The organism is Bradyrhizobium sp. CCBAU 53351 (assembly GCF_015291745.1).
Taxonomy (GTDB): domain Bacteria; phylum Pseudomonadota; class Alphaproteobacteria; order Rhizobiales; family Xanthobacteraceae; genus Bradyrhizobium.
Window position 1 is genome coordinate 2,722,933 of the sequence record NZ_CP030059.1, and the last position, 24,180, is coordinate 2,747,112.

The following is a 24,180-nucleotide window of genomic DNA, read 5'->3' on the forward strand; positions in this document are numbered from 1 at the left end:
GTTCCGCCTGCCGGGCCGGACCGCAAATGACCCCGCCGGGAGAGATTTGACGGTTGCTTAAACCGGCGGCTTGCGGTTGCATATGACATTGCAATCTACTCGGGACGGAGCCAGCCCATTTTTCGGGGCTGCGCCAGGGAGAGCATGTCATCCCGCGGCGCCAATTCGTTCCATAACTGGTTGGCGGGGAAAAATGGCCGCAGCAGATCCGAATGCCGAGCAGGCCCCGGTGAGTCTCGAGCGCTATCGCTTGCGCCTCGGCTTCTGGCAGGCGATCTGGGGCACGCTGATCAGCGGCGGTGTCGCCGTTGCCATTCCAGCCGCGGTCGATGCCTACAAGGCGCGGCTCGATCTCAGGAAGGCGGAGCAGGAGGTCGCCCTCAAGCAGAAGGAGATCGAGAGCAAGGCCCAGGATCTGCACCAGACCTACATCTCGAAATTCATCGACACGGCCCTCAACCAGGACATCGAGTTGCGCCTGCGCTTCTCCGAATACTTCTCGTATGTCTCGGACAAGGACAGCAGGGAGCAATGGAGGCTCTATCACGACGGCTTGGAGAAGCGGCGCGACGCGATCAGACAGAGCATCAACGACAAGGAGATGGATGCTGCGCATCTGGGCGCGCATGCTCGACCGAGCGAAGCCGACCAGATCAAACTTGCGGCCCTGCGCAGGGAGCTCGATTGGAACTATGCGGAGGTCGGATACGCGAGACAGGACAGCAATATCACCGTGCCGAGCCAACCGACTGTTGCCCCGAGGTTCGATCGGAAAGCGATCCAGTCGGAGGCCGAGCAACTCTTTGACCAAGCCACCCTCGATCCCCAACGCCTGTCCGATCTGGACAAGTTCGTTGGGCGCATCCAGGCCAACAAGGAGCGATATCAGTCCATCGAAGCCAGGATGAGTGTGCCCTGGTACGTCGTGGGCTTGATTCACGCGGATACCAATTTCGATTTTTCGCGTCACCTGAACGGCGATCCGCTGTCGGCCAAGACCGTGAACGTCCCGAAGGGACGACCCTCAGGCGATCCGCCGTTCTCTTGGGAGGATAGCACGATCGACTATCTCACCCTCCTTGGTTGGCAAGGTCTCGATTGGTCCGGCATCGGAACGGTCTTGTACCGGCTGGAAAGCTTCAACGGGCTCGGCTATCGAAACCACAATGCCAGGTCGCCGTATGTCTGGGGCTGCACCAATTTGTACGTGTCCGGAAAGTTCGGACGTGACGCCACCTTTGATCCCAATTTGAAGGACATGCGATGCGGGGTGGGCGCGGCTCTTAAAATGCTCATGCAGCGCAAGATTGTCGAGCTGCCGTAGCGGAAATCCCGTTCGTCTCAGCGCCGCAAGGTAAACTCGTCGGCGCCCAGCCGGTGCTCCCATTTCGCCTGCTCGAGCTCGGGTTGGTCGCATTCGACCTCGGGATAGCCGATGCAGAGATAGGCGATGAATTTCCAGGTATCCGGCACGTCGAGAATGGCATGGATGCGATCCGGGTTGAGGATCGACACCCAGCCGAGGCCGATGCCTTCCGCGCGCGCGGCGAGCCACATCGCGGTGATCGCGGCGACGACGGAATATTCCGTGGTCTCCGGCATGGTGGCGCGGCCGAGGCCATGACCGGTGTCGCTGGCCTTGTCGGCGAACACGGCGAGATGGCCGGGCGCCTGTTCGAGGCCCGACAGTTTCAGCGTGGCATAACGCGCGGCACGCTCGCCGGAATAGCAGCTGAGCGCATCGGCATTGCATGCCCTGAAGTCTTCGATCACGGCCCGGCGCCGCGCGGCGTCATCGACGATGACGAAGCGCCAGGGCTGGCTGAGGCCGACCGAGGGTGACAGGCAGGCGGTCTCGATCAGCCCTGCGATGGCGCCCTCCGGCAGCGGATCGCTGCGAAAGCGGCGGACGTCGCGGCGCCACACGAACAGCTCGTGCAGTTGCCGACGGAAGCTGTCGTCGAACTCGACCATGGGGTCAACGTCCGATCTGAAAGGCTGCGGCGACCAGCAGGATCAAGATTTCGCCGATCTGCTCGAACGCTCCGAGAATGTCGCCGGTCTGCCCGCCGATCTGGCGGATGGCCAGCCGCGCCAACGTCCATCCGGCGAGCGACAGCAGGACCAGGCCGACCAGCGCCTTGCCTGGCCCCAACGCCAGGACGAGCGCGAGCGTTCCAACCGCGAAGGCGATGGCGACACTGCGGCCCGGCGGCACGCCGGTGCTCGCTGACAGTCCGTCCGGCCGCGCGGGCGGCACCAGCGACATGAAGGCCGGCACGCCCGCGCGCGCCGCCGCATGCGCGGCGCACAGCGCCAGCGCGGCGGCGATGGGATCGGCGATCGTCGCGAGCGCGCTCCAGCGTAGGCCGAACGACAGGATCAGCGCGCAGGCTCCGTACGTTCCGATCCGGCTGTCACGCATGATCTCCAGCTTGCGCTCGCGCGTGCGTCCGCCGCCAAGTCCGTCGGCGGTATCTGCGAGACCGTCCTCGTGCAGCGCGCCGGTGATGAGGGCGGTGGTCGCCAGGGCGAGCAGGGCAGCAAGGTTCGGTGTCAACCCGCAACGGAAGGCGACCTTGTAGGCGAAGGCGCCGGCAAGGCCGACCAGCAGTCCCGCGAAGGGAAGCGCCCAGGTCGCCCGCGCGATGGCGCCGTCAGCCGCCGGCTTCGACGATGCCACCGGGAGGATCGTGACGAACGACGCCGCCATCCTGAGATCGGCGACAATGTCTTTGAGGAGTTCGGCGCGCGGCATCATTTCAGTTTCATCGGCAGGCCGGCGACGACGAACTCGACCTCGTCAGCGATCGCAGCGATCATCTGGTTCATGATCCCGGCGGCATCGCGAAAACTGCGCGCCAGCGCATTGTCGGGGACAATGCCGAGGCCGACTTCATTGGTGACGAGCACGACGGGGCTTTTCAAGCGGGGGAGGACGGCTGCGAGTTCGGTCACTTCGTGCTCCCAGTCGCGCGTCGCATGCATCAGATTGGAGAGCCACAGCGTCAGGCAGTCCACCAGTCGTGCGCCGCCGCCGTCCGTCTCGGCCAGTGCGGATACGAGATCGAGCGGCACCTCGCGTTCGAGCCAGTCGGTTCCGCGCCGCGAGCGATGCTTCGCGATGCGCGCCTCCATCTCGGTATCGAGCGCTTCGGCCGTCGCGACATAGACCGGCTGGCCGGCAAAGGTGCGCGTGCGCATTTCCGCGCGCTTGCTCTTGCCCGATCGGGCTCCGCCCGTGATCAAGATGACGGCCATGAAACTCTCCTCGAGGGCCTGACTAACCATCAATCGCCGCCAAAGACAAAGCCGAAATCAGATGCGGAGGGGGTTGCGCTTGGCCCTCGCTTTGCGCAACAGGGGCGGGACAGGAGGCGAGATTGGGCTTTGCGGGCGCGATGGTGGTGGCGATGGCGGTGGATGCCCTCCTGGGCTGGCCGTCATGGCTGTTCGCGTGGATCGGTCATCCCGTGACCTGGCTGGGTCGGCTGATCGGCGCCATCGATCGCAGCTGGAATCGCGCCTCCGATCCGCCGGCGCTCCGCCGCGCGGCCGGTATCGCCGGAGCGCTCTTGGTGATCGCAGCCGCCGTTGCGATCGGTTGGATGATTCAGGTCTTGCTGCCCGCGGGTTGGATCCAGATCGTGCTGGTCGGTGTCCTGGCCTGGCCCCTGGCCGCGCTGCGCTCGTTGCACGATCACGTCGCGGCGGTTGCGGCTCCGTTGCTGGCCGGGGACATTGCGTCCGCGCGCGAGGCGGTTTCGCGTATCGTCGGTCGCGATCCCGCGGCGCTCGATGAGGCCGGGATCGCGCGTGCGGCGATCGAGAGCCTTGCAGAGAACGCGTCCGACGGCATCGTGGCGCCGGTGTTCTGGGGCGCGCTGTTCGGATTGCCCGGCATTTTGGGCTACAAGGCGATCAACACGCTGGACTCCATGATCGGCCATCGCAGCGAGCGCCACGAAGCCTTCGGTTGGGCCGCCGCGCGCATCGACGATGTCGTCAACTTCATCCCGGCGCGCCTGACCGGATTCCTGTTCGTGCTGCTGGCGCCGCGACGATCCGAAGCGCTGGCGTGCATGACGCGGGATGCGCGCCGTCACCGCTCGCCCAATGCGGGCTGGCCGGAAGCGGCCATGGCCGGCGCACTCGGTGTACGGCTCAGCGGCCCCCGCATCTATCACGGCAGCATCACGAACGAGCCCTGGCTCAATGAAGGCGCGCGCGATCCGCTGGCCGCGGATATCGGCGAGGGACTAACGGTTTATCGCCGCGCCATGTTGCTGCTAGCCGGTGTGCTTGCGATCCTGGCCTTCGCGTGAAAGAACGGGGCATGCGCGAGCACGGTGGAAATCTCGATCTGGCCCAGCAGCGTTTTGGCGGACGCGCTGAGGACTGGATCGACCTGTCGACCGGGATCAACCGGCTGCCTTATCCCGTGGGCGAGGTGACGGCGCGCGCGTGGACGGCGCTGCCATCGCGAGCCGAAACCGACGCTCTGCATCAGGCTGCGCGGCACGCCTACCGCACGCGCGCGCCGATCGTCGCACTGGGCGGCGCGCAGGCCGCCATTCAATTGCTGCCGCAACTCGGGCCGCCCGGCCGCGCGGGCATCTTGGCTCCGACCTATAATGAGTATGCGGGCGTGCTGTCGGCCGCGGGCTGGGACGTGCAGGAGGTCGGCGAGCTCGGCGCGCTTGAAGACGCAGACCTCGCCATCGTCGTCAATCCCAACAATCCCGACGGCCGGAATCATGCGCCAAAGGATCTGCTCGCGCTTCTGCCGGGCGTCGGCCGTCTCGTGATCGACGAGAGCTTTGCCGATGCTGTTCCGGCATTGTCGCTCGCGAGCGAAGCGGATCGGCCTGGACTGCTGGTCCTGCGCTCCTTCGGAAAGTTTTATGGTCTTGCCGGCCTGCGGCTGGGTTTCGCACTTGGTAGTGCGGCTGATGTGGCCAAGCTCGCGGCGGCTTCGGGGCCATGGCCGGTCTCGGGTGCAGCGATCGCCATCGGTTGTCGCGCGCTGCACGACGATGCCTGGGCCGAGGCCACGACCGCGCGGCTTGCGCGCGATTGCGTTCGTCTCGACGAGATGGCGCGTGCGCAGGGATGGCGGCTCGTCGGCGGCGCGTCGCTGTTTCGTCTCTACGAAACGCCGGATGCGCTTGCCGCGCAGGAGCAGCTGGCACATCGCCATATCTGGTCGCGCGTGTTCACGCACAATCCGACATGGCTGAGGCTCGGCCTTCCCGGCAGCGAAAGCGAATGGTCGCGGCTCGGAGAGGCGCTAGCGTGCTAGCGCGAGCAGGCCTTCGACGTCGAGATGCTTTTCGATGTGATCGGCCAACGCCTCGAGCGCGCTCTCGACTCGGGCCGCATACGGCTCGTTACCGGCGGGAATGTCGAGCTTTGCCAGGTACGCCTTGCGGAAATCATCCGAGGTGAACAGGCCGTGCAGATAGCTGCCCTGCACGCGGCCGTCGCGCGAGATCGCGCCTTCCGGCTCGTCGTTCAGCTTCGCGAAGGGACGTGCGCGATCCGGTCCGTCGGTGCGGCCGATGTGGATTTCATAAGCTTCGATCGGCTGCTCCGTGGCGGCATGCACCGCCGCGACACGCGTCAGCGTCTTCTGCGGGCTCATCACCGTCTCCACATCCAGCAGCCCGAGCCCCGGCGTGTCGCCCGCGGGCCCTTCGATGCCGTCGGGATCGGCGACGCGGCGCCCGAGCATCTGGTAGCCGCCGCAGAGGCCGAGCACGTGGCCGCCCCGGCGATGATGCGCGAGCAGGTCGATGTCCCAGCCCTGCGCGCGCAGGAAGGCGAGATCGCCGCGAGTGGATTTTGAGCCGGGGATGATGACGAGCCTGACGTCGCCGGGGATTGCTTCGCCGGGGCGCACCATCACGAGATCGACTGAAGGCTCGAGCTTGAGCGGATCGAGATCGTCGAAATTGGCGATCCGCGACAGCGCGAGGCACGCGATCTTGCACTGGCCCGGCTTGCGCGCGTCGCTCAGCCCCAGCGCGTCCTCGGCCGGCAGCTCGCCGGCGCGGGCAAACCAGGGCAGCACGCCGAAACCGCGCCAGGCGGTTTTTTCTTCGATCAGCCGGTAGCCGTCGTCGAACAGCGTGGGATCGCCGCGGAACTTGTTGATGACAAAACCTTGGATCATCGCGGCATCGTCAGGATCGATCACCGTCTTGATGCCGACGAGCTGGGCGATGACGCCGCCGCGATCGATGTCGCCAATCAGTACGACGGGCACGTCGGCCTTGCGCGCAAAGCCCATATTGGCGATGTCGGCCTTGCGCAGATTCACTTCGGCCGGGCTGCCGGCGCCTTCGACCAGCACCAGATCGGCGCGCGCCTTCAGCCGCTCGAAGCTCTCCAGCACCGCGCCCATTAGCGAGGGCTTCATGGCCGCATAGTCGCGCGCGCGCGCCGTCGCGATGCGCTTGCCATGCACGATGACCTGCGCGCCGACATCGGTCTCGGGCTTGAGCAGCACCGGATTCATGTCGGTGTGCGGTTCGACGCCGGCGGCGAGCGCCTGCAACGCCTGCGCGCGGCCGATCTCGCCGCCATCGACGGTGACGGCCGCGTTGTTCGACATGTTCTGCGGCTTGAAGGGGAGCACACGCAAGCCCCGCCGCGTGAAGGCGCGCGCGAGACCGGCGACGATGAGCGACTTGCCCACGTCCGAGCCGGCCCCCTGAATCATCAGCGCCCGTGCCATCGACTTCAGAACTCGACGCCGGCCTGCGCCTTGATGCCGGAGCGGAAGGGGTGCTTGACCAGCGTCATCTCGGTGACGAGATCGGCGATCTCGATCAGCTCGTCCTTGGCGTTGCGCCCGGTGAGCACGACGTGAGTCATCGGCGGCTTCGAGGTCGTCAGGAACTCCACCACCTCGGCGATGTCGAGATAGTCGTAGCGCAGCGCGATGTTGATCTCGTCGAGCACGACCATGCGCAGGCTCTCGTCAAGGATCAGCTCCTTGGCCTTCTCCCAGCCGGCGCGCGCGGCGGCGATGTCGCGGGCGCGGTCCTGTGTCTCCCAGGTGAAGCCTTCGCCCATCGCGTGGAACTGACAGAGCTCGCCGAAATGGCCGGTGAGCAGGCGCCGCTCGCCGGTGTCCCAGGCACCCTTGATGAACTGCACGACGGCGCAGGGGAAGCCGTGAGCGACGCAGCGCACGATCATGCCGAAAGCCGAGGAGGACTTGCCCTTGCCGGCGCCGGTGTGCACGATGATGAGGCCCTTTTCGCCGCTCTTGGTCGCCATGATCTTGCCGCGGGCGGCCTTCTTCTTCGCCATTTTCTGGGCGTGCCTGATGTCGGTGTCCTCGGTTGTTTGGGTATCCGGTTCAGGCGTCATGGGTCCCGGTCCTTCGGCTTGACAAGAGGCGGCCACCGGCAAATGGTGGCCCGGCGTTGGTTCCTGTCCTATGACAGGCGAAGAGGGAATGCGATAGGGTCCGAATCGGCAAGATTAGGGTCCAAAATGCAGCCGCCCCCGCGACCGTGACCGGAGAGATGCCCGAAGCCACTGATTCCCACGGGAATCGGGAAGGCGGGGATCGAAGGGCAAAACCCTGCTCCGCAAGCCGGGAGACCTGCCAGCGCGACGAGTTTTGGACCGGCGGACGGGGTGTTCCGCGACGGGGAAACGGGCCTTCTGAAGAATGGTCCGTGTGCCTCATCGCCTCCCGCTGATATCTGGAAGAGGCGATGACCGTCACACTTCATGTCTGCATCACCTGCCGTGCCGGCGAGACGCTCGGCGAGGGCGAGACGACGCCCGGCAAGCGCCTGCATGGTGCGATCCTCGAGGCTGGCGTGCCTGACGGCGTCAATGTGGTTCCCGTCGAATGCCTCTCTGCATGCAGCCAGGGCTGCTCGGTCGCGCTCAGCGCGCCCGGCCGCTGGTCCTATGTCTATGGCCGCCTGTCGGATGCGAATGCGCAGGACGTGGTCGCGGGCGCGGCGGCCTACGCGGCCGCGCCCGATGGCCTCGTGCCCTGGCGCAGCCGGCCCGAAATCTTCCGCAAGCAGTCGCTTGCCCGCATTCCCCCTGTTGCCGTCGTGCCGGAGGCCGCCGAATGAGCTCGCTCGCAAAAGTCCCTGTGACGGTGGTCACCGGTTTCCTCGGCTCCGGCAAGACGACGCTGATCCAGCATCTGCTCGCGAATCCCAATGGCAAGAAGCTCGCGGTGCTCGTCAACGAGTTCGGCAGCGAGGGCGTCGACGGCGAGATCCTGAAGTCCTGCGCCGACGCCAATTGCCCCGAAGAGAACATCGTCGAGCTCGCCAATGGCTGCATCTGCTGCACCGTCGCCGATGATTTCATTCCGACCATGGAGCAGCTCTTGGCGCGCCCCGTGCGGCCCGATCACATCCTGATCGAGACCTCGGGCCTGGCGTTGCCGAAGCCACTCTTGAAGGCGTTCGACTGGCCCGAGATCCGCTCGCGCATCACGGTCGACGGCGTGATCGCGCTGGCCGATGCCGAGGCCGTCGCGGCCGGCCGCTTCGCGCCCGATCCTGATGCGGTCGAAGCGCAGCGCGCGGCGGACGAAAATCTCGACCACGAGACGCCGCTGTCGGAAGTGTTCGAGGACCAGATCGCCTGCGCCGACATCGTGCTGCTGACCAAGGCCGACCTTGCGGGCGCCGCCGGGATCGAAGCCGCCAGGGCTGTGATCACCGCCGAGATGCCGCGCCGCGTGCCGATGCTGCCCGTCACTGACGGCGCGATCGACGCCCGCTTGATCCTCGGCCTCGGCGCTGCCGCCGAGAACGATCTCGCCGCACGTCCCTCGCATCACGACGGCGAGGAGGAGCACGAGCACGATGATTTTGCCTCCGTCGTGATCGATCTCCCTGAGGTCGCCGACATCGACGCGCTGGTCGCCTCGGTGCAGAAGCTGGCGCGCGAGCAGAATGTGCTGCGCGCCAAGGGCTATATCGCGGTGGCGGGCAAGCCGATGCGCCTGTTGCTGCAGGCGGTCGGCGAGCGCGTGCGCCACCAGTTCGACAAGCCCTGGGGCGCAGATCTCCGGCAATCAAAGCTCGTCGTGATCGGCGAGCATGGCGATATCGACGAGGCCGCGATCAGGTTGGGATTAGGTATCTGATGCACGTCGTCTTCCGCGAGAGCCGCGGTCTCGAGGAGACCGCGACGCCAAGAGACATCGGCCAGGACCCGGCCGATCTCGTGGTGCTCTCGTATTCGGATTCCGACCTTGCTGCCTTCGCAGCCGGCTGGCGCCGTGGCCGGGGCAGCCTGCCGTCGCTGCGGCTCGCCAACCTCGCCGAGCTGCGTCATCCGCTGTCGGTCGACACCTATGTCGAGCGCACCTTGTCGCAGGCGCGCGGCATTCTGGTGCGGCTGATCGGCGGCGAATCCTATTGGCCATACGGCCTCGCCGCCCTTCAGCAACTGGCGAAGGATCGCGGCATCGTGCTCGCCGTGCTGCCGGCCGATGGCCGCGACGACGTCAGGCTTGATGCCTATTCGACCTTGCCGGTCTCGACGCTGCGCCGCCTCAAGGTGCTCTGCGATACCGGCGGCCCGGTCGCGGCGCAGGCGGCGATCGCGCAACTGGCACTGGCCTCGGGACTTTATGCCGGGCCTGTTGTCGGCGACATGACCGTGCCCGAGATGGGATTCTTCGATCCCGCGCGCGGTGTCATTGCTGCGCCGGCGGGCGGCGAGGGGAAGCCCCTCGCGCTGGTGACCTTCTATCGCTCCTATCTCACGGCCGCCGACACCGGCCCGGTCGATGCGCTGATCGCGGCGCTGCGCGAGAATGGTTTTGACGCGTTCGGCGCGTTCGTCACCTCGCTGAAGGCTCCGGGTGTCGCGGACTGGTTGCGCGCGTATCTTGCGACGAAGCCTCCGGCGGCGATCGTCAACGCAACGGCGTTCTCCGCCATCGGCGACGACGGCACGACGCCGTTCGACGCCGCATCGTGCCCCGTGTTCCAGGTCGCGCTGTCCACGGCGCGACGCGAGGACTGGGCGACCTCGTTGCGCGGCCTGTCGCCCGGCGATCTCGCGATGCATGTGGTGCTGCCCGAGGTCGACGGCCGGCTGTTCGCGGGCGTGGTGAGCTTCAAATCCGCCGCCGACCGTGATCCGGATTTGCAGTTCTCGCATCTGGCGCACAGGCCCGATGACGAGCGCGTGAAAGCCGTCGCCACGCGCGTTGCGGCGTGGCGGCGCCTCGCGGAAAGGACAACCGCCGAGAAGCGGCTGGCGATCGTGCTCTCGAACTATCCGGGGCGGCCGCATCAGATCGCGCACGCGGTCGGACTCGATGCGCTGGCTTCGGTCGAGGCCCTGATGTCCGATCTCGCCGAGGCTGGCTTTGATGTCGCGCCGGTTCGAGCTCTCGGTGAGACGCTGCTGACGCGAAATTTGACGTGGAGCGTTGCCGACTACCGCACGGCGCTCTCGGGCCTGCCGCAATCCTTGCAGGACGATCTCGCGCAGGCCTGGGGCGCGCCGGAGAACGATCCAGGCTGTCGCGATGGCGCATTCCATTTCGCCGCAATCCCACGCGGTCGGTCGGTCATCGCGGTCCAGCCGGAGCGTGGCGATGCCGCCGCGCGTGATACCGACTATCACGATCTCGCCCGCACGCCGCGCCATGCCTATGTCGCGTTCTATCTCTGGCTTCGGCAGCAGGGCTGTGATGCCGTCGTGCATATGGGCGCGCATGGCACGCTGGAATGGCTGCCTGGAAAATCCGTCGCGCTGTCGTCTGCGTGCTGGCCTGAGGCGCTGATCGGCGATCTCCCGATCATCTACCCCTTCATCGTCAACGATCCCGGCGAGGCTGCACAGGCCAAGCGGCGCATCGGTGCCGTCACCATCGGCCATCTCCCGCCGCCGCTGGAAACATCGGCCGTGCCGGAAGGTTTGCGCCGGCTCGAACGTCTTCTCGACGAATATTCGACCGCCGACGGTCTCGACCCCGCGCGCCGCCAGCGGCTGATCGCGGCGATCCGCGACGAGGCGCGTGCGGCGGGCCTCGAAGACGATCTCGGCCTCGATGCCTCGGCCGCGCCGGCCGAAGCCATTCCGCGGATCGATCGCTTCGTCTGCGATCTCAAGGAAAGTCAGTTCGGCGACGGTCTGCACGTGTTCGGCCGCGGCGCCTGTGGCGAGGCGGAGCGCGATGCGCTACGTGCCGCCCTTGCAGGGCAGCGTGTCGCGCCGGGGCCGTCGGGCTCGCCCTATCGCGGCCGCGCCGACGTGCTGCCGACCGGGCGCAATCTCTTTGCGGTCGACCCGCGCGCCGTGCCGACGCCGTCGGCGCATGCGCAGGGGATCAAACTCGCCGAGGAGCTGCTGCGGCGCCATTTGCAGGATCACGGCGACTGGCCGAAAGGCCTCGTCGTCGATCTCTGGGGCTCGGCGACGATGCGCACTGCGGGCGAGGAGTTTGCCATGGCGCTGCATCTGGCCGGGCTCGCGCCGCGCTGGGATCACGCCTCCGGCCGCGTCACCGGCTACGACATCATCGCGCCGGCCGAGCTCGGCCGCCCGCGCATCGATGTCACGTTGCGCGTCTCGGGCCTGTTCCGCGACGTCTTCTCCGGTCTCGCGCAATTGTTCGAGGCCGCTTCCGAAACGCTTGCAGGCCGCGACGATGAGGGCGAGGAAAATCCGTATCGCCATCGCACCTCGCGCGTGTTCGCGCCGCGGCCCGGACAATATGGCGTCGGCCTCTCGGCGGTCCCCGATGCCTTCACGCCGGAGACGCGGGATGCCGCGGGCGAAGCCTGGCTGTCGGCCTCGTCATGGGCGTTCTCGGCGGATGGCGAGATGCAGCATGACCGCGCCGGCATCGAGCAGCGCCTCGCGGCCGCCGACGCCTTTGTCCATGTTCAGGATCTGCCGGAAACCGACCTGCTGCTTGCCGCCGATTACGCCGCGCATGAAGCCGGGGTTGCGGCGGCAGCCGTGCATCTCGGCGCGGCAGCGCCATCGCTCTATCACCTCGACACGACGCGTCCCGAACAGCCGCACGCGCGCACGCTGACGGAAGAGATATCGCGCGTCGTCCGGGCGCGCGCCGCCAATCCGGCCTGGATCGCCGGCATGATGCGTCACGGCTTTCGCGGGGCCGCGGAGATCACCGCAACGCTGGAGCATATGGCCGCCTTCGCGCATCTTGCCGGCGCCGTGCCGCCGCATCTGTTCGATCTCTATTACGACGCGACGCTTGGCCATGACGACGTCCGTGCCTTCATGGCGCGCGAGAATCCTGCGGCGCTTGCCGCGATGGAAACCTGTTTTGCGCGCCTGCACGATGCGGCGCTGTGGCAAACGCGCCGCAACTCGATCGCGGCGGCGCTGCGGGAGGCATCATGAGCGCGTCTGCGGTCAAGGGCTGGTGTCCCGGCGCGCTGCGCCCGATGCTGTCGGGCGACGGGCTCGTGGTGCGGGTGCGGCCGTTCGGTGGGCGGCTTGAAGCGCCACAGATCATCGGGCTTGCCGAACTCGCCGGGCAACACGGCAACGGCCTGATCGATGTGACGAGCCGCGCCAATCTCCAGATCCGCGGCGTCAGCGAGCAAAGCCACCGGCCGCTGCTCGACGGCCTTTCGCAACTCGCGCTGCTCGACCCCGACGCCGAGATCGAAGCCCGACGCAATATTCTGGTGACTCCGTTCTGGAGCGGCGGTGACGAAACCCAGTCGCTCGCCGCTGGGCTGGAGGAGGCGCTGGCCGATCGCGGCCTCGCGCTTCCCACCAAGTTCGGCTTCGCCATCGATGACGGACGGTCGCGGGTGCTCGCCGGCGATTCCGCCGACATCCGCATCGAGCGCGATCGCGCGGGCCGCCTTCTGGTGCGGGCCGACGGCGCGCGGCTCGGCCGCTCCGTCGCGCGCGGCGAGGCCGTGAGCACGGCGCTGGCGCTCGCAAGCTGGTTCCTGGTCTCCGGCGGCGCGAAGGACGGGCGCGGCCGGATGGCAGCCCACATCGCCTCCGGCGCGGCGTTGCCGCCATCGCTGCGCGGCGAGACGGAGCCTGCGCCCGTGATGGCGGCGTCGCGGCCCGGGCACTATCCGCAAGGCGCGATGGTCGGCGTCGCGTTCGGGCAGCTGCTGCACACGACGCTGCATCAGTTCGCCGGTTGTGGCCATGCGCTACGCATGACGCCCTGGCGAATGGTGCTCAGCGAAGGCAAGCGCGAGATGCCGAGCGCGCCGGGCCTCATCACCGAGCCCTTTGATCCCGCGCTGCGCGTCATCGCCTGCAGCGGTGCGCCGCGCTGCCGCGAAGCCCATGCCGATACCCGCGCGCTGGCCGCGGCGCTCGCGCCGCGCATCGCCGCCGACGCGCGGCTGCACGTCTCCGGCTGCGGCAAGGGCTGCGCCCATTCCGGCACGGCCGCCGTCACGCTGGTTGCGACGCGCGCCGGCTTCGATCTCGTCCGCAACGGTTCGATCCGCGATGAGCCGGTCCTGCGCGGGTTGAACGGCGCCGACATCGTCAGCGATCCCTCGATCCTCGTCGGAGGGAACTGATGCCGCACATTTACGAGACCGATGGCGCGGCGATCTACCGGCAGTCCTTCGCCACCATTCGGACTGAGGCCGATCTTGCCCGCTTCACGCCGGCCGAGGAGCAGGTCGTGGTGCGGATGATCCACGCCGCCGGCATGGTCGGCCTGGAGGCCCATATCCGCTTCACGCCGGGCATGGCGACGATCGCTCGCGCCGCTTTGCAAAGAGGCGCGCCGATTCTGTGCGACGCACGCATGGTTTCGGAAGGGATCACGCGTGCAAGGCTTCCCGCGGCCAATGCCGTCATCTGCACGCTCGGCGATGAGACCGTGCCCGCGCTCGCGCAATCCATGCGCAACACCCGCTCGGCCGCGGCACTCGAACTGTGGCGGCCGCATCTGGACGGCGCGATCGTCGCGATCGGCAATGCGCCGACGGCGCTGTTTCATCTGCTCAACATGCTGGAGGATACAGACTGCCCGCGGCCGGCGGCGATCATCGGCTGTCCGGTCGGCTTCGTCGGTGCAGCCGAGTCCAAGGCGGCGTTGATGGCCGCTCCGCCGGCGCCGGCGCTGACCGTCGAAGGCCGCCTCGGCGGCTCGGCGATCACGGTCGCGGCCGTCAACGCGCTGGCGAGCCGGAGCGAATAGCGATGGGACGCATCATCTGCTGCGGTCTCGGCCCCGGTGATCCCGATCTGATGAGCGTGCGCTCAGACCGCACGGTGCGGGCTGCGAAGCACGTCGCATACTTTCGCAAGAAGGGCAGGCCGGGCCAGGCGCGGCGCATCGTCGAGGGCATGCTCGCGACTGACGTCACCGAATACCCCATGGAATACCCTGTCACGACGGAGATCGCCTTCGACAGTGCGGAATACGTCCAGCTGCTCGCCGGTTTCTACGACGAATGGGCGGAGCGTCTGGCGCGGCTTTCGCGTGCGGTCGACGTCGTTGTGCTCTGCGAGGGCGATCCTTACTTCTACGGCTCCTTCATGCATCTGCACACGCGCCTGCAAGGGCGTGTCGAGATCGAGGTGATCGCCGGCATTCCCGGCATGGTCGGCTGCTGGAACGGCGTCGGCCAGCCGATCGCGCTTGGCGATGATGTGACGACCGTGCTGATGGGCACGCTTCCCGAAGGTGAGCTCGAGCGCCGCATGCGGGATTCCGATGCGCTCGTCGTGATGAAGACCGGCCGTAATCTTGCGAAAGTGCGCCGCGCGCTCGCATCTGCCGGCCGGCTGGACGACGCCTGGCTGGTCGAGCGCGGCACCATGCCGGGCGAGCGTGTGGCGCGGCTCGCGGAGATCGATGCCGCCGACTGTCCCTATTTTGCGATCGTGCTGGTGCACGGCAAGGGCCGGCATCTGGAAGCCGCCGAATGACGGGCACGCTGACCATCGCGGGCCTCGGGCCGGGCAGCGATGCCCTGGTGACGCCCGAGGTCACGGCCGCGCTTGCCACCGCGACCGACATTCTCGGCTACGCGCCCTATGTCGCGCGCGTGCCGCCGCGTGCTGGGCTGAAGCTGCATCCCTCCGACAATCGCGAGGAGCTGCAGCGCGCCGGCGAGGCTTTGCGGCTCGCCGCAGAAGGCCGGCAGGTCGTCGTCGTGTCATCCGGCGATCCCGGCGTGTTCGCGATGGCCTCGGCCGTGTTCGAGGCGCTGGAGCAGGCGCCGCAATATCAGGCGCTGCCGATCCGCGTGCTGCCCGGGATCACCGCCATGCTGGCGGCGGCTGCGCGTGCCGGCGCGCCGCTCGGCCATGATTTCTGCGCGATCAACCTCTCGGATAATCTCAAGCCCTGGACGATCATCGAGAGGCGTCTGCGCCTCGCAGCGGAAGCCGATTTTTCGATTGCGATGTACAATCCGCGATCGGCGAGCCGGCCCGAGGGCTTTGGCCGCGCGCTCGCGGTGCTGAAGGACGCCGGCTGCGGCGAGCGCTTCGTCATCTTTGCGCGCGCGGTCAGCGCGGCCGACGAGAAGATCGTGACCGTGACGCTGAACGAAGCGGCGCCGGAGATGGCCGACATGCGCACGCTGGTGATCGTCGGCAATTCGCAGACGCGCCGTGTCGGCCGCTGGGTCTATGCACCGAGGCGGGTCGAATGACCGAGCCACTCCATCACCTCAGCGACGCTCTCGACCCGTCGGCGCTCGGGCAGCGTCGGCCGCGAGATCATGACCACGGGAAGGCCGAGCATGCGGGCCGCGTCGACCTTGGCACGCGCGCCGTCGCCGCCGGAATTGCGGGCGACGATCCACGCGATCTCGCGGGCGCGCAGCATCTCGAGCTCGCTGTGAAGCGTGAACGGCCCGCGCGACACGATCACGTCAGCGGCGAAGGGCAGGGCCGCCTCCTGCGGATCGACGAAGCGCAGCGTGTAGGCATGCTGCGGCTTCATCGCGAACGGCGTGATATGCTGGCGGCCGATGGCGAGGAACACGTTCGCGGGCGCCTCCGGCAGCGCGGCGGCGGCGGCACTGATATCTGCAACCTCGATCCAATTGTCGCCGGACATGCTGCCCCAGGGCGCGCGCTCCAGCGCGAGCAGCGATGTCCCGGTGTCCGCGCAAGCTTCGACCGCGTTGCGGCTCATCTCGGCTGCGAATGGATGCGTCGCGTCGATCACATGCGTGATGCGCTCGTCGCGGATGTAACCCGCAAGCCCGCTGACGCCGCCGAAACCGCCGATGCGGGTCGGCAGCGGCTGATCGGCCGGCACGTGAGTGCGACCGGCGTACGAATAGACGGCATCGATGCGCGCGCGCGCGACCTCGGCTGCGAGCGAGCTCGCATCGGCCGTCCCGCCCAGTATGAGGGCGCGCATCATGGCTGATCCCTGGCTGACCATCATCGGTATCGGCGAAGATGGCCTTGCCGGGCTGTCGGAAGCAAGCCGAAAGGCGCTTGCCGATGCCGAAACCGTCTTTGGCGGGGAACGGCACCTCGCGCTCGCCGGTGTGGGCAGTCGCGGCCGTGCGTGGCCAGTGCCATTCGATGCCGGTGTCGTGCTGAGCTGCCGCGATCGGCCGACGGCGGTGCTCGCCTCTGGCGATCCGTTCTGGCATGGCGCAGGCGCTGTTCTCGCCGAGAGACTCGGTAGCGACGAGTGGATCGCGCATCCGGGACCGTCGACGTTTTCGCTCGCGGCTGCGCGCTTAGGCTGGCGGCTGGAGACCACGATATGCATTGGCCTCCATGCCGCGCCGTTCGAGCGTCTCGTACCGCATCTGGCGCGAGACGCGCGCATCATCTGCCTGATGCGTGATGCAACGGCGGTTGATGCTCTCGCGAAATGGCTGACCGATCGCGGATGGGGTGCCTCGCTGATGTGGACACTCGAGGCGCTTGGCGGGCCACAGGAATATACCGACCAGCATCGCGTCGACCTCTTTGCCGAGGAGGTGACCTCAAATCTGGTCGCGGTGGCCTTGTGGGCGAGGGGCACGCAAGGCATTCCCCGCAGCTCAGGGTTACCGGACGATCTGTTCGCCCACGACGGCCAGATCACCAAGCGCCCTGTGCGCGCGCTCGCGCTCTCGGCGCTGGCGCCGCGTCCGGGCGAAGGGCTGTGGGATATCGGCGCGGGATCGGGGTCGATCTCGGTCGAGTGGGCACTGTGCGGCGGGACGGCAACCGCCATCGAGGCGCGTGAGGATCGCGTCGCGAACATCAGCAAGAATGCAGCCGCGTTCGGGCTGGCGCACCGGATCAGCGTCGTCACGGGGAAAGCGCCCGAAGCGCTCGCTACACTGGAAGCGCCGGATGCGGTCTTCATTGGTGGCGGCCTCGATCGTGCGATGTTCGATGCCGTCTGGTCGCGCCTCGCGCCTGGAACGCGGCTCGTTGCACATTCGATCACGTTGGAAACCGAAGCGCTGCTCGGCGAGCTAGAGCAGGGCCATGGCGGTCAGCTGATGCGGGTCGAGATCGCGCATTCCGCGCCGCTCGGCCGCTATCGTTCCTGGGAAGCTGCACGGCCGGTGGTGCAGTGGAGTGTGACCCGATGAAAGTGGCTGGCTTCGGGTTCAGGAGAGATGTCACGCTGGCCTCGCTGCGCGATGCGCTGCGGGCGGCGGGCGGTCCCGAAGGTCTCGCAGCGATGGCGACTGTCAGCGACAAGGCCGACGCGGAGCCGCTAAAGCAGCTCGCGCGTGAGTGCGGTGTGCCGATCAAGGCTGTTCCGGCTGAGATGCTGGCCGGGATCGCAACGCCAAGCCAGTCGGATCTCGTGATGGAGAAGTTCAGGACCGGATCGGTCGCAGAAGCCGCGGCGCTCGCGGCGGCTGGCCCTCGCGCGCGGCTGATTGCGACGCGGGCGGTCTCGCAGGATCGCACCGCAACCGCCGCAATCGCGGAAGGAGACGGCGCATGACGGTGCATTTCATCGGCGCCGGGCCGGGCGCGCCAGATCTGCTGACCCTGCGCGGCCGCGACCTGATCGCGGCCTGTCCGGTCTGTCTCTATGCGGGCTCACTGATCCCTGACGGCGTGCTTGCGCATTGCCCTCCCGGCGCGCGCATCGTCAACACCGCGCCTTTGTCGCTCGATGAGATCATCGCGGAGATCGCCACGGCGCATGCCGAGGGCAAGGATGTCGCACGGCTGCATTCCGGCGATCTCTCGATCTGGTCGGCGATGGGCGAGCAACTCCGCCGCCTGCGCGCGCTGGGCATTCCCTTTTCGGTCACGCCGGGCGTGCCGTCCTTCTCCGCCGCTGCGGCAGCGCTCGAGGCTGAGCTGACCCTACCGGGGCTTGCCCAGACGGTCGTCCTGACGCGCACGCCGGGCCGCGCCAGTGCAATGCCTGACGGCGAGAAGCTGGCCGCGTTCGCCGCGACCGGCGCGGTGCTCGCGATTCATCTGTCGATTCACCTGCTCGACCAAGTCGTCGCCGAGCTCACGCCGCATTACGGCGAAAATTGTCCGGTCGCGATCGTCTGGCGCGCAAGCTGGCCGGACCAGCGTATCGTGCGCGCGACGCTCGGCACGCTCGATGCAGCAGTCGGCGCGGAGATGGAGCGTACTGCGCTGATCCTGGCCGGCAAGACGCTTGGCGCTACGGATTTTGACGAGAGCCGCCTCTACGCCGCCGACTACGACCGTCGCTACCGACCTGTCGGCGCCGAGCCTCGCTTTCCGGAGGCGTCGTGATGGCGGTGGGCCTTGTCATCTCCGCACCGGCCTCCGGAGTCGGCAAGACCACGCTGACGCTGGCGCTCGCACGCGCCTGGCGCCATCGCGGCCTGAACGTGCAGTGCTTCAAGAGTGGCCCCGACTACATCGATCCCGCCTTCCACGCGGCCGCGACGGGCCGCGCCTCCGTCAATGTCGATAGCTGGGCGATGGACCGCGGCACGATCGCCCATCTCGCCAGCCGCGGCGCGGATGCCGATATCGTGCTCGCCGAGGGCTCGATGGGCCTGTTCGACGGCGTCGCCGCGCGCGGCGTCTGCGGCACCGGTGCTACCGCCGACATCGCGGAGATGCTGGGCTGGCCGGTGCTGCTGGTGATCGACCCCTCTGGACAGGCGCAGACAGCGGCGGCGATCGCCGCAGGCCTGCGCGATTACCGCGCCGGCGTGCGCCTCGCGGGCGTCGTGCTCAATCGTGTCGCCAGCCCACGCCATGAAGACCTGGTGCGGCGTGCGCTCAAAGATGCCGGCATCGCCGTGTTCGGCGCGCTGCCGCGCCATGCCGAGATCAGCCTGCCGAAGCGGCATCTCGGCCTGGTGCAGGCCGAAGAGCAGGCCGAGATCGGCAAGCTGATCGACGAGGCCGCGCGCTTCGTCGCCGAGCATGTCGATCTCGCTGCCGTGTTGCGCTCCGCAGCCGGCTGGTCGCCGCAGCCGGCCGCAAATGGCCTGACCGTGGTGCCGCCCGGCCAGCGCATTGCGTTGGCGCGTGATGCCGCGTTCTCCTTCGTCTATCCCCATATGCTGGAAGCCTGGCGCGCGGCGGGCGCCGAGATCCTGCCGTTCTCGCCGCTGGCCGATGAAACGCCTGACGCGAGCGCCGATGTGTGCTGGCTGCCCGGCGGCTATCCCGAGCTTCATGCCGGCAGGATCGCGTCCAATGCGCGTTTTCGCGAGGGCCTGCGCGCCTTCGCCGAAACGCGACCCGTGCATGGCGAATGCGGGGGCTATATGGTGCTGGGAGCCGCTTTGACCGACGCGGACGGGATCCGCCATGAGATGACAGACCTGCTTGGCCTCGAGACCAGCTTTGCCAAACGCCGCATGCATCTGGGCTATCGCCTCGCGACGCTCGCCGCGCCGATGCCGGGATATCGCGCCGGGGCGCGCCTGCGCGGCCACGAGTTTCACTATTCGACCATTCTCGCCCAGCCTGACACGCCGCTCGCGGTCGTGCATGATGCGACGGGTGCAGTCATCGCCGAAACCGGCTCGCGGCGCGGCCGTGTCAGCGGCACGTTCTTTCATCTGATCGCGGAGGATCGGTGAGCGGATTCGTCTCCTTCATCTCCGCCGGACCCGGCGACCCCGAATTGCTCACGCTCAAGGGCGCCGCGCGGCTGCGCGAGGCCGACGTCGTGCTCTATGACGATCTCGCCTCGGGCGCGATCCTCGATCTTGCCCGGCCCGAAGCCAATCTCGTCTCGGTCGGTAAGCGGGCAGGGCGGCCCTCGACCAAGCAGCATCACGTCAACCGCCTGCTGGTCGACTATGCCGTAACGGGCGCGCGCGTGGTGCGGCTGAAGTCCGGCGATGCCGGGATATTCGGCCGCCTCGAGGAGGAGATCGAGACGCTGCGCGAAGCCGGCATCGGCTATGAGATCGTCCCCGGCGTCACCTCGGCTTGCGCCGCCGCGGCTCAGGCCGGCATTCCCCTGACAAGGCGCCACACCTCGCGCCGGGTGCAGTTCATCACCGGCGCGGACGTCACCGGCGAGCTGCCGCCGAACCTGAATTGGGCGGCGCTGGCCGACCCTGAAGCGACGACCGTGGTCTATATGGGCCGGCGCACCTTTCCGGCGCTTGCCGCAAAATTGATCGCGCATGGGCTTGCCGCGGATACGCCGGCGCTGGTCGCCGAATCCCTCGGCCGTTCCGACGAGCGGCTGGTCCGCACCACCATTGCCGAGCTTGCCGAGCAGCTTGCCCGCGGCGGCGCGGCTTCCACCGCCGCCGTGATCCTGTTCGGCGCGCTGGCAGGGGATTATCCGTCGTGACGGCCGCGGCCGCCCTTCGCCTCTTGACGCAGGCGCGCCGAAAGGAGCACACAGGAGAGGCATGGTGCTCAACGCGGCGCAAAGCGCCGGAGCATAATCGGGAATGGGGATGGGCGGACCAAGTTGCGGCGCTCAAAACCCCAGCCGCCCCCGCGACTGTAAGCGGTGAGGGGCTCCGATCAGCCACTGGGCCGCAAGGCCCGGGAAGGCCGGAGAACCCAGTGAACCGCGAGCCAGGAGACCGGCCCTGCACGTTTTGAGGCCAAGGCCGTCGGGTGTGACGGCAGGAAGGATCTGAGCCATGCATATCGAACCCGGGATCGTGACGGGCGCCAAGCTCGTGTTGAGTTACGCAACCGGCATCGCCGCAGGCGGCGTTGCCCTGAAGCTCGCGGCCGAGACCGTACGCGAGCAGGGCATGACGTCGTTTGCCGCGCGCGCCTTGGCCACGACGGTCCTCGTCTTCGTCTTCTTCGAGATCCTGCCGCACTTCCCGGTCGGCGTCTCCGAGGTCCACTTCATTCTCGGCTCGACCTTGTTCCTGCTGTTCGGTGCGGCGCCCGCCGCCTTTGGCCTCGCGTTCGGCCTGCTGCTTCAGGGCGTGTTCTTCGAGCCGGCCGACATCCCGCAATACGGCATGAACGTCACGACGCTCCTGGTGCCGCTGTTCGCGATCCAGGCGATCGCCACACGGACCATCCCGCGCAACACCGCCTATGTCGATTTGAAGTATCGCCAGGCGCTGGCGCTGTCGACGACCTATCAGGCCGGCGTGATCGGCTGGGTGGCGTTCTGGGCGCTCTACGGCTCGGGCTTTGCGATGAGCAACCTCGCCAGCATCGCGACGTTCGCCGCCTCTTACGCGCTGGTCATCGTGATCGAGCCGCTGGCCGATCTGGCCGTGCTGGCGCTGGCGAAGTCGCTGCGCGGCGTCACCGCGCCGGGCTTCGTCACCCCGCGCCTGCACAACGCGGCCTAAAGAGACAAGGGGCGGCCGTCATGGCCGCCCCCCCGGCGCCCGCGATGCTCACGCTTTCCCTGATCGGCATCGGTTGCGGCGATCCTGGCCAGCTCACGCGCGCCGCCATTGAAGCCATCAACGCCGCCGATCTCGTCCTGATCCCGCGCAAGGGAACGGCGAAGTCCGATCTCGCCGATCTCAGGCGGACGATCTGCGCGGATGTTCTGACCAATCAAACGACGCGTATTGCCGAGTTCGATCTTCCCGTGCGCGACACAGAGGAAGCGGATTACCGCAAGGGCGTGGACGACTGGCACGATGCGGTTGCCGCGACCTGGCAGCACGCGGTCGCAGATCATCTCAAGGGTGAGGGCAAGGTTGCGCTGCTGATCTGGGGCGATCCCTCGCTGTATGATTCCTCGCTGCGCATTGCGCGGCGGCTCGATCCCTTGCCCAAAATCGAAGTCGTACCCGGCATCACCGCGATCCAGGCGCTGTGCGCGGCCCATGCGCTGCCCCTCAACGACATCGGCGAGCCATTTCTGGTCACGACGGGACGGCGCCTGCGCGAAGGCGGCTGGCCGCAAGGCGTCGACACCGTGGTGGTGATGCTCGACGGCGGCACGGCGTTCCAGTCGCTCGATCCTGATAGCCTCCACATTTACTGGGGCGCCTATCTCGGCATGCAAGATCAGATCATCCTATCCGGCGCGCTCGCCGAAATCGGCCCGCGCATCGTGGCCGTGCGGCAGGAGGCGCGCGCGCGCCACGGCTGGATCATGGACAGCTACATTCTCAAGCGGACGCGTTAAGCGAGGCAGCATGCTCCCCGACTGGGTCACCGACAAATGCCCCGAAATCTCCGCGGTCCATCGCGACGCGGCGATCGCGCGTCAGGCGCAACTGACGAAGCCGACCGGCGCGCTCGGCCGGCTCGAGCAGCTCGCGATCGAGCTCGCGGGCTTGCAGGCCACCGAGCAGCCGCGCGCGGCGCGCGTGCCGATCATCGTCTTCGCCGGCGACCACGGCATCGTCGCGCAGGGCGTGTCGGCCTATCCGCAAGCGGTGACCATCGCGATGATGGCGAATTTTGCCGCGGGCGGTGCCGCGATCTCGGTGCTGGCGCGCGAGCTTGGCTCCAGCCTGGAAGTGGTCGACGCCGGCACGCTTGCGCAGGAGGAGATGACGGGAATCGTCACCGACAAGCCGCGCCGTGGCACGCGCGATTTCAGCGTCGAAGCCGCGCTCACACCTGCGGAACTGGCGTTCGCCTTCGAGGCGGGCCGGCGCGCCGTGGAGCGCGTGGCGGCCAATCCGCCCGATCTCCTGATCTTCGGCGAGATGGGGATCGGCAACACCACCACATCGGCGGCGATTGCCGCGAGCCTGCTCGGCATCAGCGCCGAGGAGATCGCAGGCAGCGGGACCGGCGTCGATGCCGCCGGCCGGGCGCACAAGGCGCGGGTGATCGACGCTGCGATTGCGCATCATGGCGTTGCGGGAGCGTCGCCCGAAAAAATCCTGTGCGCCGTCGGCGGTCTCGAAATCGCGGCGATCTCGGGCGCGATCATCGCGGCCGCGCAGCGCCGCATTCCCGTATTGATCGACGGCTTCATCGTGTCGGTCGCAGCGCTCGCAGCAGTGCGGCTGAACCCGTCCTGTCAGCCGTTCCTGCTGCCGTCGCATCAATCGGCCGAGCAGGGGCACCGGCTGGTGCTGCGCGCGCTGAACGTGCAGCCGCTGATCAGCCTCGATCTCAGGCTCGGCGAGGGATCGGGCGCCGCCATCGCGCTACCCTTGGTGCGCAGCGCTTGTGCACTTCACAACGGCATGGCGACCTTTGCCGAAGCCAATGTGCCGGACAGGCCTAGCTGACCCGCTGATTGACCGAGACGACGCGCCATCCGGTCGCGAGGCGATCGATCCGGGTCAGCGACAGCGGCTCGATCACGAAGCGCAAGGCGGCTTGCGGCGTGAGATCCAGCGCGATGCACAGCGCGGCGCGGATGGTGCCGGAATGCACAACGAGCGTGGCCGGTCCGGTCCCGATCCGCGACAGGCCTAGCCGGACACGCGTGACCTGATCCGCAAAGCTTTCGCCGCCCGGTGGCCGCCCGCCGGCCGGATCATTCCAGAACTGGGCGTAAGTCTCGTCGCCGGTCGCAGCGAGCGCGTCGTGCCGATGGCCGGTCCAGTCGCCGAAATCCTGCTCGCGGAATTCGCTGACCAGCTCCGGTTCGAGACCCAGCGCGCGCGCCGTCTCGACCGTACGCCGCGACGGGCTGGCATAGCTGGCGGCATTCCGCGGCAGATGGCGCTGCAGCGCCTCCAATTGCGCGCGATCGCCGAGGTCGGCCGGTGCGTCGGCGGCGTGGATGGTGCCTTTGATGCCGTCGACCGGCGCGTGCCGGATCAGCCAGAGGAAGGTCTCGCCTTCCATGCTCAAACACTCCAAGGAAGTTGGTTGCTGTGGCAATAACGTCGCACGGGATAC

The 24,180-nt window shown here is 67.7% G+C and carries 25 protein-coding genes and 2 riboswitches; of the genes, 18 read left to right on the forward strand and 7 right to left on the reverse strand.

The genetic code is table 11. The features are described from left to right. Positions 1-250: 250 nt before the first annotated feature. Positions 251-1,324 (forward strand): hypothetical protein, encoded by a 1,074-nt coding sequence (locus tag XH83_RS12610; protein ID WP_194407299.1) that lies wholly within the window; start codon positions 251-253, stop codon positions 1,322-1,324. 17 nt (positions 1,325-1,341) lie between these two features. On the opposite strand, the gene bluB is transcribed toward XH83_RS12610, so the two are convergent. Genes bluB through cobU form a run of 3 tightly spaced genes read right to left on the reverse strand, consistent with a single transcriptional unit; the run spans position 1,342 to position 3,261 of the window. Next, positions 1,342-1,974: a 5,6-dimethylbenzimidazole synthase gene (gene bluB / locus XH83_RS12615; protein WP_194407300.1), complete on the reverse strand. Its 633-nt coding sequence runs from the start codon at positions 1,972-1,974 to the stop codon at positions 1,342-1,344. Positions 1,975-1,978: 4 nt separating this feature from the next. Then, positions 1,979-2,761: an adenosylcobinamide-GDP ribazoletransferase gene (gene cobS, locus XH83_RS12620; RefSeq protein ID WP_194407301.1), complete on the reverse strand. Its 783-nt coding sequence runs from the start codon at positions 2,759-2,761 to the stop codon at positions 1,979-1,981. Then, entirely contained in the window at positions 2,758-3,261 is a 504-nt protein-coding gene (gene cobU / locus XH83_RS12625; protein WP_194407302.1) for a bifunctional adenosylcobinamide kinase/adenosylcobinamide-phosphate guanylyltransferase, read from the reverse strand. Before cobU ends, cobS begins: the two co-directional genes overlap by 4 nt. A gap of 122 nt (positions 3,262-3,383) precedes the next feature. Here cobU and cbiB point away from each other — a divergent pair, with 122 nt between their 5' ends. After that, positions 3,384-4,325, forward strand: coding sequence for an adenosylcobinamide-phosphate synthase CbiB (gene cbiB / locus XH83_RS12630; RefSeq protein WP_194407303.1), 942 nt, complete (start codon positions 3,384-3,386; stop codon positions 4,323-4,325). An 11-nt stretch (positions 4,326-4,336) separates the two neighbouring features. Beyond that, on the forward strand, positions 4,337-5,302 hold the full coding sequence (gene cobD, locus XH83_RS12635) for a threonine-phosphate decarboxylase CobD (RefSeq protein ID WP_194407304.1): 966 nt from the start codon (positions 4,337-4,339) through the stop codon (positions 5,300-5,302). Here cobD and XH83_RS12640 read toward each other — a convergent pair. After that, a complete protein-coding gene (locus tag XH83_RS12640; protein WP_194407305.1) occupies positions 5,291-6,739 on the reverse strand; it encodes a cobyric acid synthase in 1,449 nt (482 codons plus the stop codon). The two genes, cobD and XH83_RS12640, sit on opposite strands and share 12 nt — an antisense overlap. Before the next feature lie 5 nt (positions 6,740-6,744). Continuing rightward, complete coding sequence (cobO, locus tag XH83_RS12645) at positions 6,745-7,380, reverse strand: cob(I)yrinic acid a,c-diamide adenosyltransferase (RefSeq protein WP_194407306.1); 636 nt, start codon at positions 7,378-7,380, stop codon at positions 6,745-6,747. A gap of 40 nt (positions 7,381-7,420) precedes the next feature. Beyond that, positions 7,421-7,641, forward strand: a riboswitch (cobalamin riboswitch). 92 nt (positions 7,642-7,733) lie between these two features. Here cobO and XH83_RS12650 point away from each other — a divergent pair. Genes XH83_RS12650 through cobJ form a run of 7 tightly spaced genes read left to right on the forward strand, consistent with a single transcriptional unit; the run spans position 7,734 to position 15,641 of the window. Continuing rightward, entirely contained in the window at positions 7,734-8,108 is a 375-nt protein-coding gene (locus XH83_RS12650) for a DUF1636 domain-containing protein (protein ID WP_194407307.1), read from the forward strand. Continuing rightward, positions 8,105-9,139, forward strand: a complete 1,035-nt coding sequence (gene cobW / locus XH83_RS12655; protein WP_194407308.1) for a cobalamin biosynthesis protein CobW — start codon at positions 8,105-8,107, stop codon at positions 9,137-9,139. The genes XH83_RS12650 and cobW overlap by 4 nt, the downstream gene beginning before the upstream one ends. After that, positions 9,139-12,387, forward strand: a complete 3,249-nt coding sequence (gene cobN / locus XH83_RS12660; protein ID WP_194407309.1) for a cobaltochelatase subunit CobN — start codon at positions 9,139-9,141, stop codon at positions 12,385-12,387. Before cobW ends, cobN begins: the two co-directional genes overlap by 1 nt. Then, positions 12,384-13,547 carry a precorrin-3B synthase gene (gene cobG, locus XH83_RS12665; RefSeq protein ID WP_194407310.1) on the forward strand — a complete coding sequence of 388 codons (1,164 nt, stop codon included), beginning with the start codon at positions 12,384-12,386 and terminating at the stop codon, positions 13,545-13,547. The genes cobN and cobG overlap by 4 nt, the downstream gene beginning before the upstream one ends. Beyond that, positions 13,547-14,176 carry a precorrin-8X methylmutase gene (locus XH83_RS12670; RefSeq protein WP_194407311.1) on the forward strand — a complete coding sequence of 210 codons (630 nt, stop codon included), beginning with the start codon at positions 13,547-13,549 and terminating at the stop codon, positions 14,174-14,176. The genes cobG and XH83_RS12670 overlap by 1 nt, the downstream gene beginning before the upstream one ends. A 2-nt stretch (positions 14,177-14,178) precedes the next feature. Beyond that, on the forward strand, positions 14,179-14,910 hold the full coding sequence (locus XH83_RS12675; protein WP_194407312.1) for a precorrin-2 C(20)-methyltransferase: 732 nt from the start codon (positions 14,179-14,181) through the stop codon (positions 14,908-14,910). Beyond that, the gene (gene cobJ, locus XH83_RS12680) at positions 14,907-15,641 is read left to right on the forward strand and encodes a precorrin-3B C(17)-methyltransferase (protein WP_194407313.1); all 735 of its coding nucleotides are present in this window, start codon (positions 14,907-14,909) and stop codon (positions 15,639-15,641) included. Before XH83_RS12675 ends, cobJ begins: the two co-directional genes overlap by 4 nt. Here cobJ and XH83_RS12685 read toward each other — a convergent pair. After that, positions 15,617-16,363: a cobalt-precorrin-6A reductase gene (locus XH83_RS12685; protein ID WP_194407314.1), complete on the reverse strand. Its 747-nt coding sequence runs from the start codon at positions 16,361-16,363 to the stop codon at positions 15,617-15,619. The two genes, cobJ and XH83_RS12685, sit on opposite strands and share 25 nt — an antisense overlap. Between XH83_RS12685 and cbiE the strand changes: the two genes are divergently transcribed. The 8 genes from cbiE (at position 16,362) to cobT (ending at position 23,561) form a co-directional block, all read left to right on the forward strand. Next, positions 16,362-17,543, forward strand: coding sequence for a precorrin-6y C5,15-methyltransferase (decarboxylating) subunit CbiE (gene cbiE, locus XH83_RS12690; protein ID WP_194407315.1), 1,182 nt, complete (start codon positions 16,362-16,364; stop codon positions 17,541-17,543). The two genes, XH83_RS12685 and cbiE, sit on opposite strands and share 2 nt — an antisense overlap. After that, the gene (locus XH83_RS12695) at positions 17,540-17,908 is read left to right on the forward strand and encodes a cobalamin biosynthesis protein (RefSeq protein WP_194407316.1); all 369 of its coding nucleotides are present in this window, start codon (positions 17,540-17,542) and stop codon (positions 17,906-17,908) included. Before cbiE ends, XH83_RS12695 begins: the two co-directional genes overlap by 4 nt. Beyond that, complete coding sequence (gene cobM / locus XH83_RS12700; RefSeq protein WP_194407317.1) at positions 17,905-18,687, forward strand: precorrin-4 C(11)-methyltransferase; 783 nt, start codon at positions 17,905-17,907, stop codon at positions 18,685-18,687. Before XH83_RS12695 ends, cobM begins: the two co-directional genes overlap by 4 nt. Beyond that, positions 18,687-19,997 (forward strand): cobyrinate a,c-diamide synthase, encoded by a 1,311-nt coding sequence (locus XH83_RS12705; protein WP_194407318.1) that lies wholly within the window; start codon positions 18,687-18,689, stop codon positions 19,995-19,997. The genes cobM and XH83_RS12705 overlap by 1 nt, the downstream gene beginning before the upstream one ends. Further along, positions 19,994-20,725: a uroporphyrinogen-III C-methyltransferase gene (cobA, locus tag XH83_RS12710; protein WP_194407319.1), complete on the forward strand. Its 732-nt coding sequence runs from the start codon at positions 19,994-19,996 to the stop codon at positions 20,723-20,725. Before XH83_RS12705 ends, cobA begins: the two co-directional genes overlap by 4 nt. Positions 20,726-20,770: 45 nt before the next feature. Next, positions 20,771-20,990, forward strand: a riboswitch (cobalamin riboswitch). A 36-nt stretch (positions 20,991-21,026) separates the two neighbouring features. Further along, positions 21,027-21,704 carry an energy-coupling factor ABC transporter permease gene (locus XH83_RS12715; protein ID WP_194407320.1) on the forward strand — a complete coding sequence of 226 codons (678 nt, stop codon included), beginning with the start codon at positions 21,027-21,029 and terminating at the stop codon, positions 21,702-21,704. A 44-nt stretch (positions 21,705-21,748) separates the two neighbouring features. Further along, the gene (cobF, locus tag XH83_RS12720) at positions 21,749-22,498 is read left to right on the forward strand and encodes a precorrin-6A synthase (deacetylating) (RefSeq protein WP_194408247.1); all 750 of its coding nucleotides are present in this window, start codon (positions 21,749-21,751) and stop codon (positions 22,496-22,498) included. A 10-nt stretch (positions 22,499-22,508) separates the two neighbouring features. Then, a complete protein-coding gene (gene cobT / locus XH83_RS12725; protein ID WP_194407321.1) occupies positions 22,509-23,561 on the forward strand; it encodes a nicotinate-nucleotide--dimethylbenzimidazole phosphoribosyltransferase in 1,053 nt (350 codons plus the stop codon). On the opposite strand, the gene XH83_RS12730 is transcribed toward cobT, so the two are convergent. Then, positions 23,554-24,126 (reverse strand): histidine phosphatase family protein, encoded by a 573-nt coding sequence (locus tag XH83_RS12730; protein WP_194407322.1) that lies wholly within the window; start codon positions 24,124-24,126, stop codon positions 23,554-23,556. The genes cobT and XH83_RS12730 overlap by 8 nt on opposite strands. Positions 24,127-24,180 lie beyond the last annotated feature (54 nt).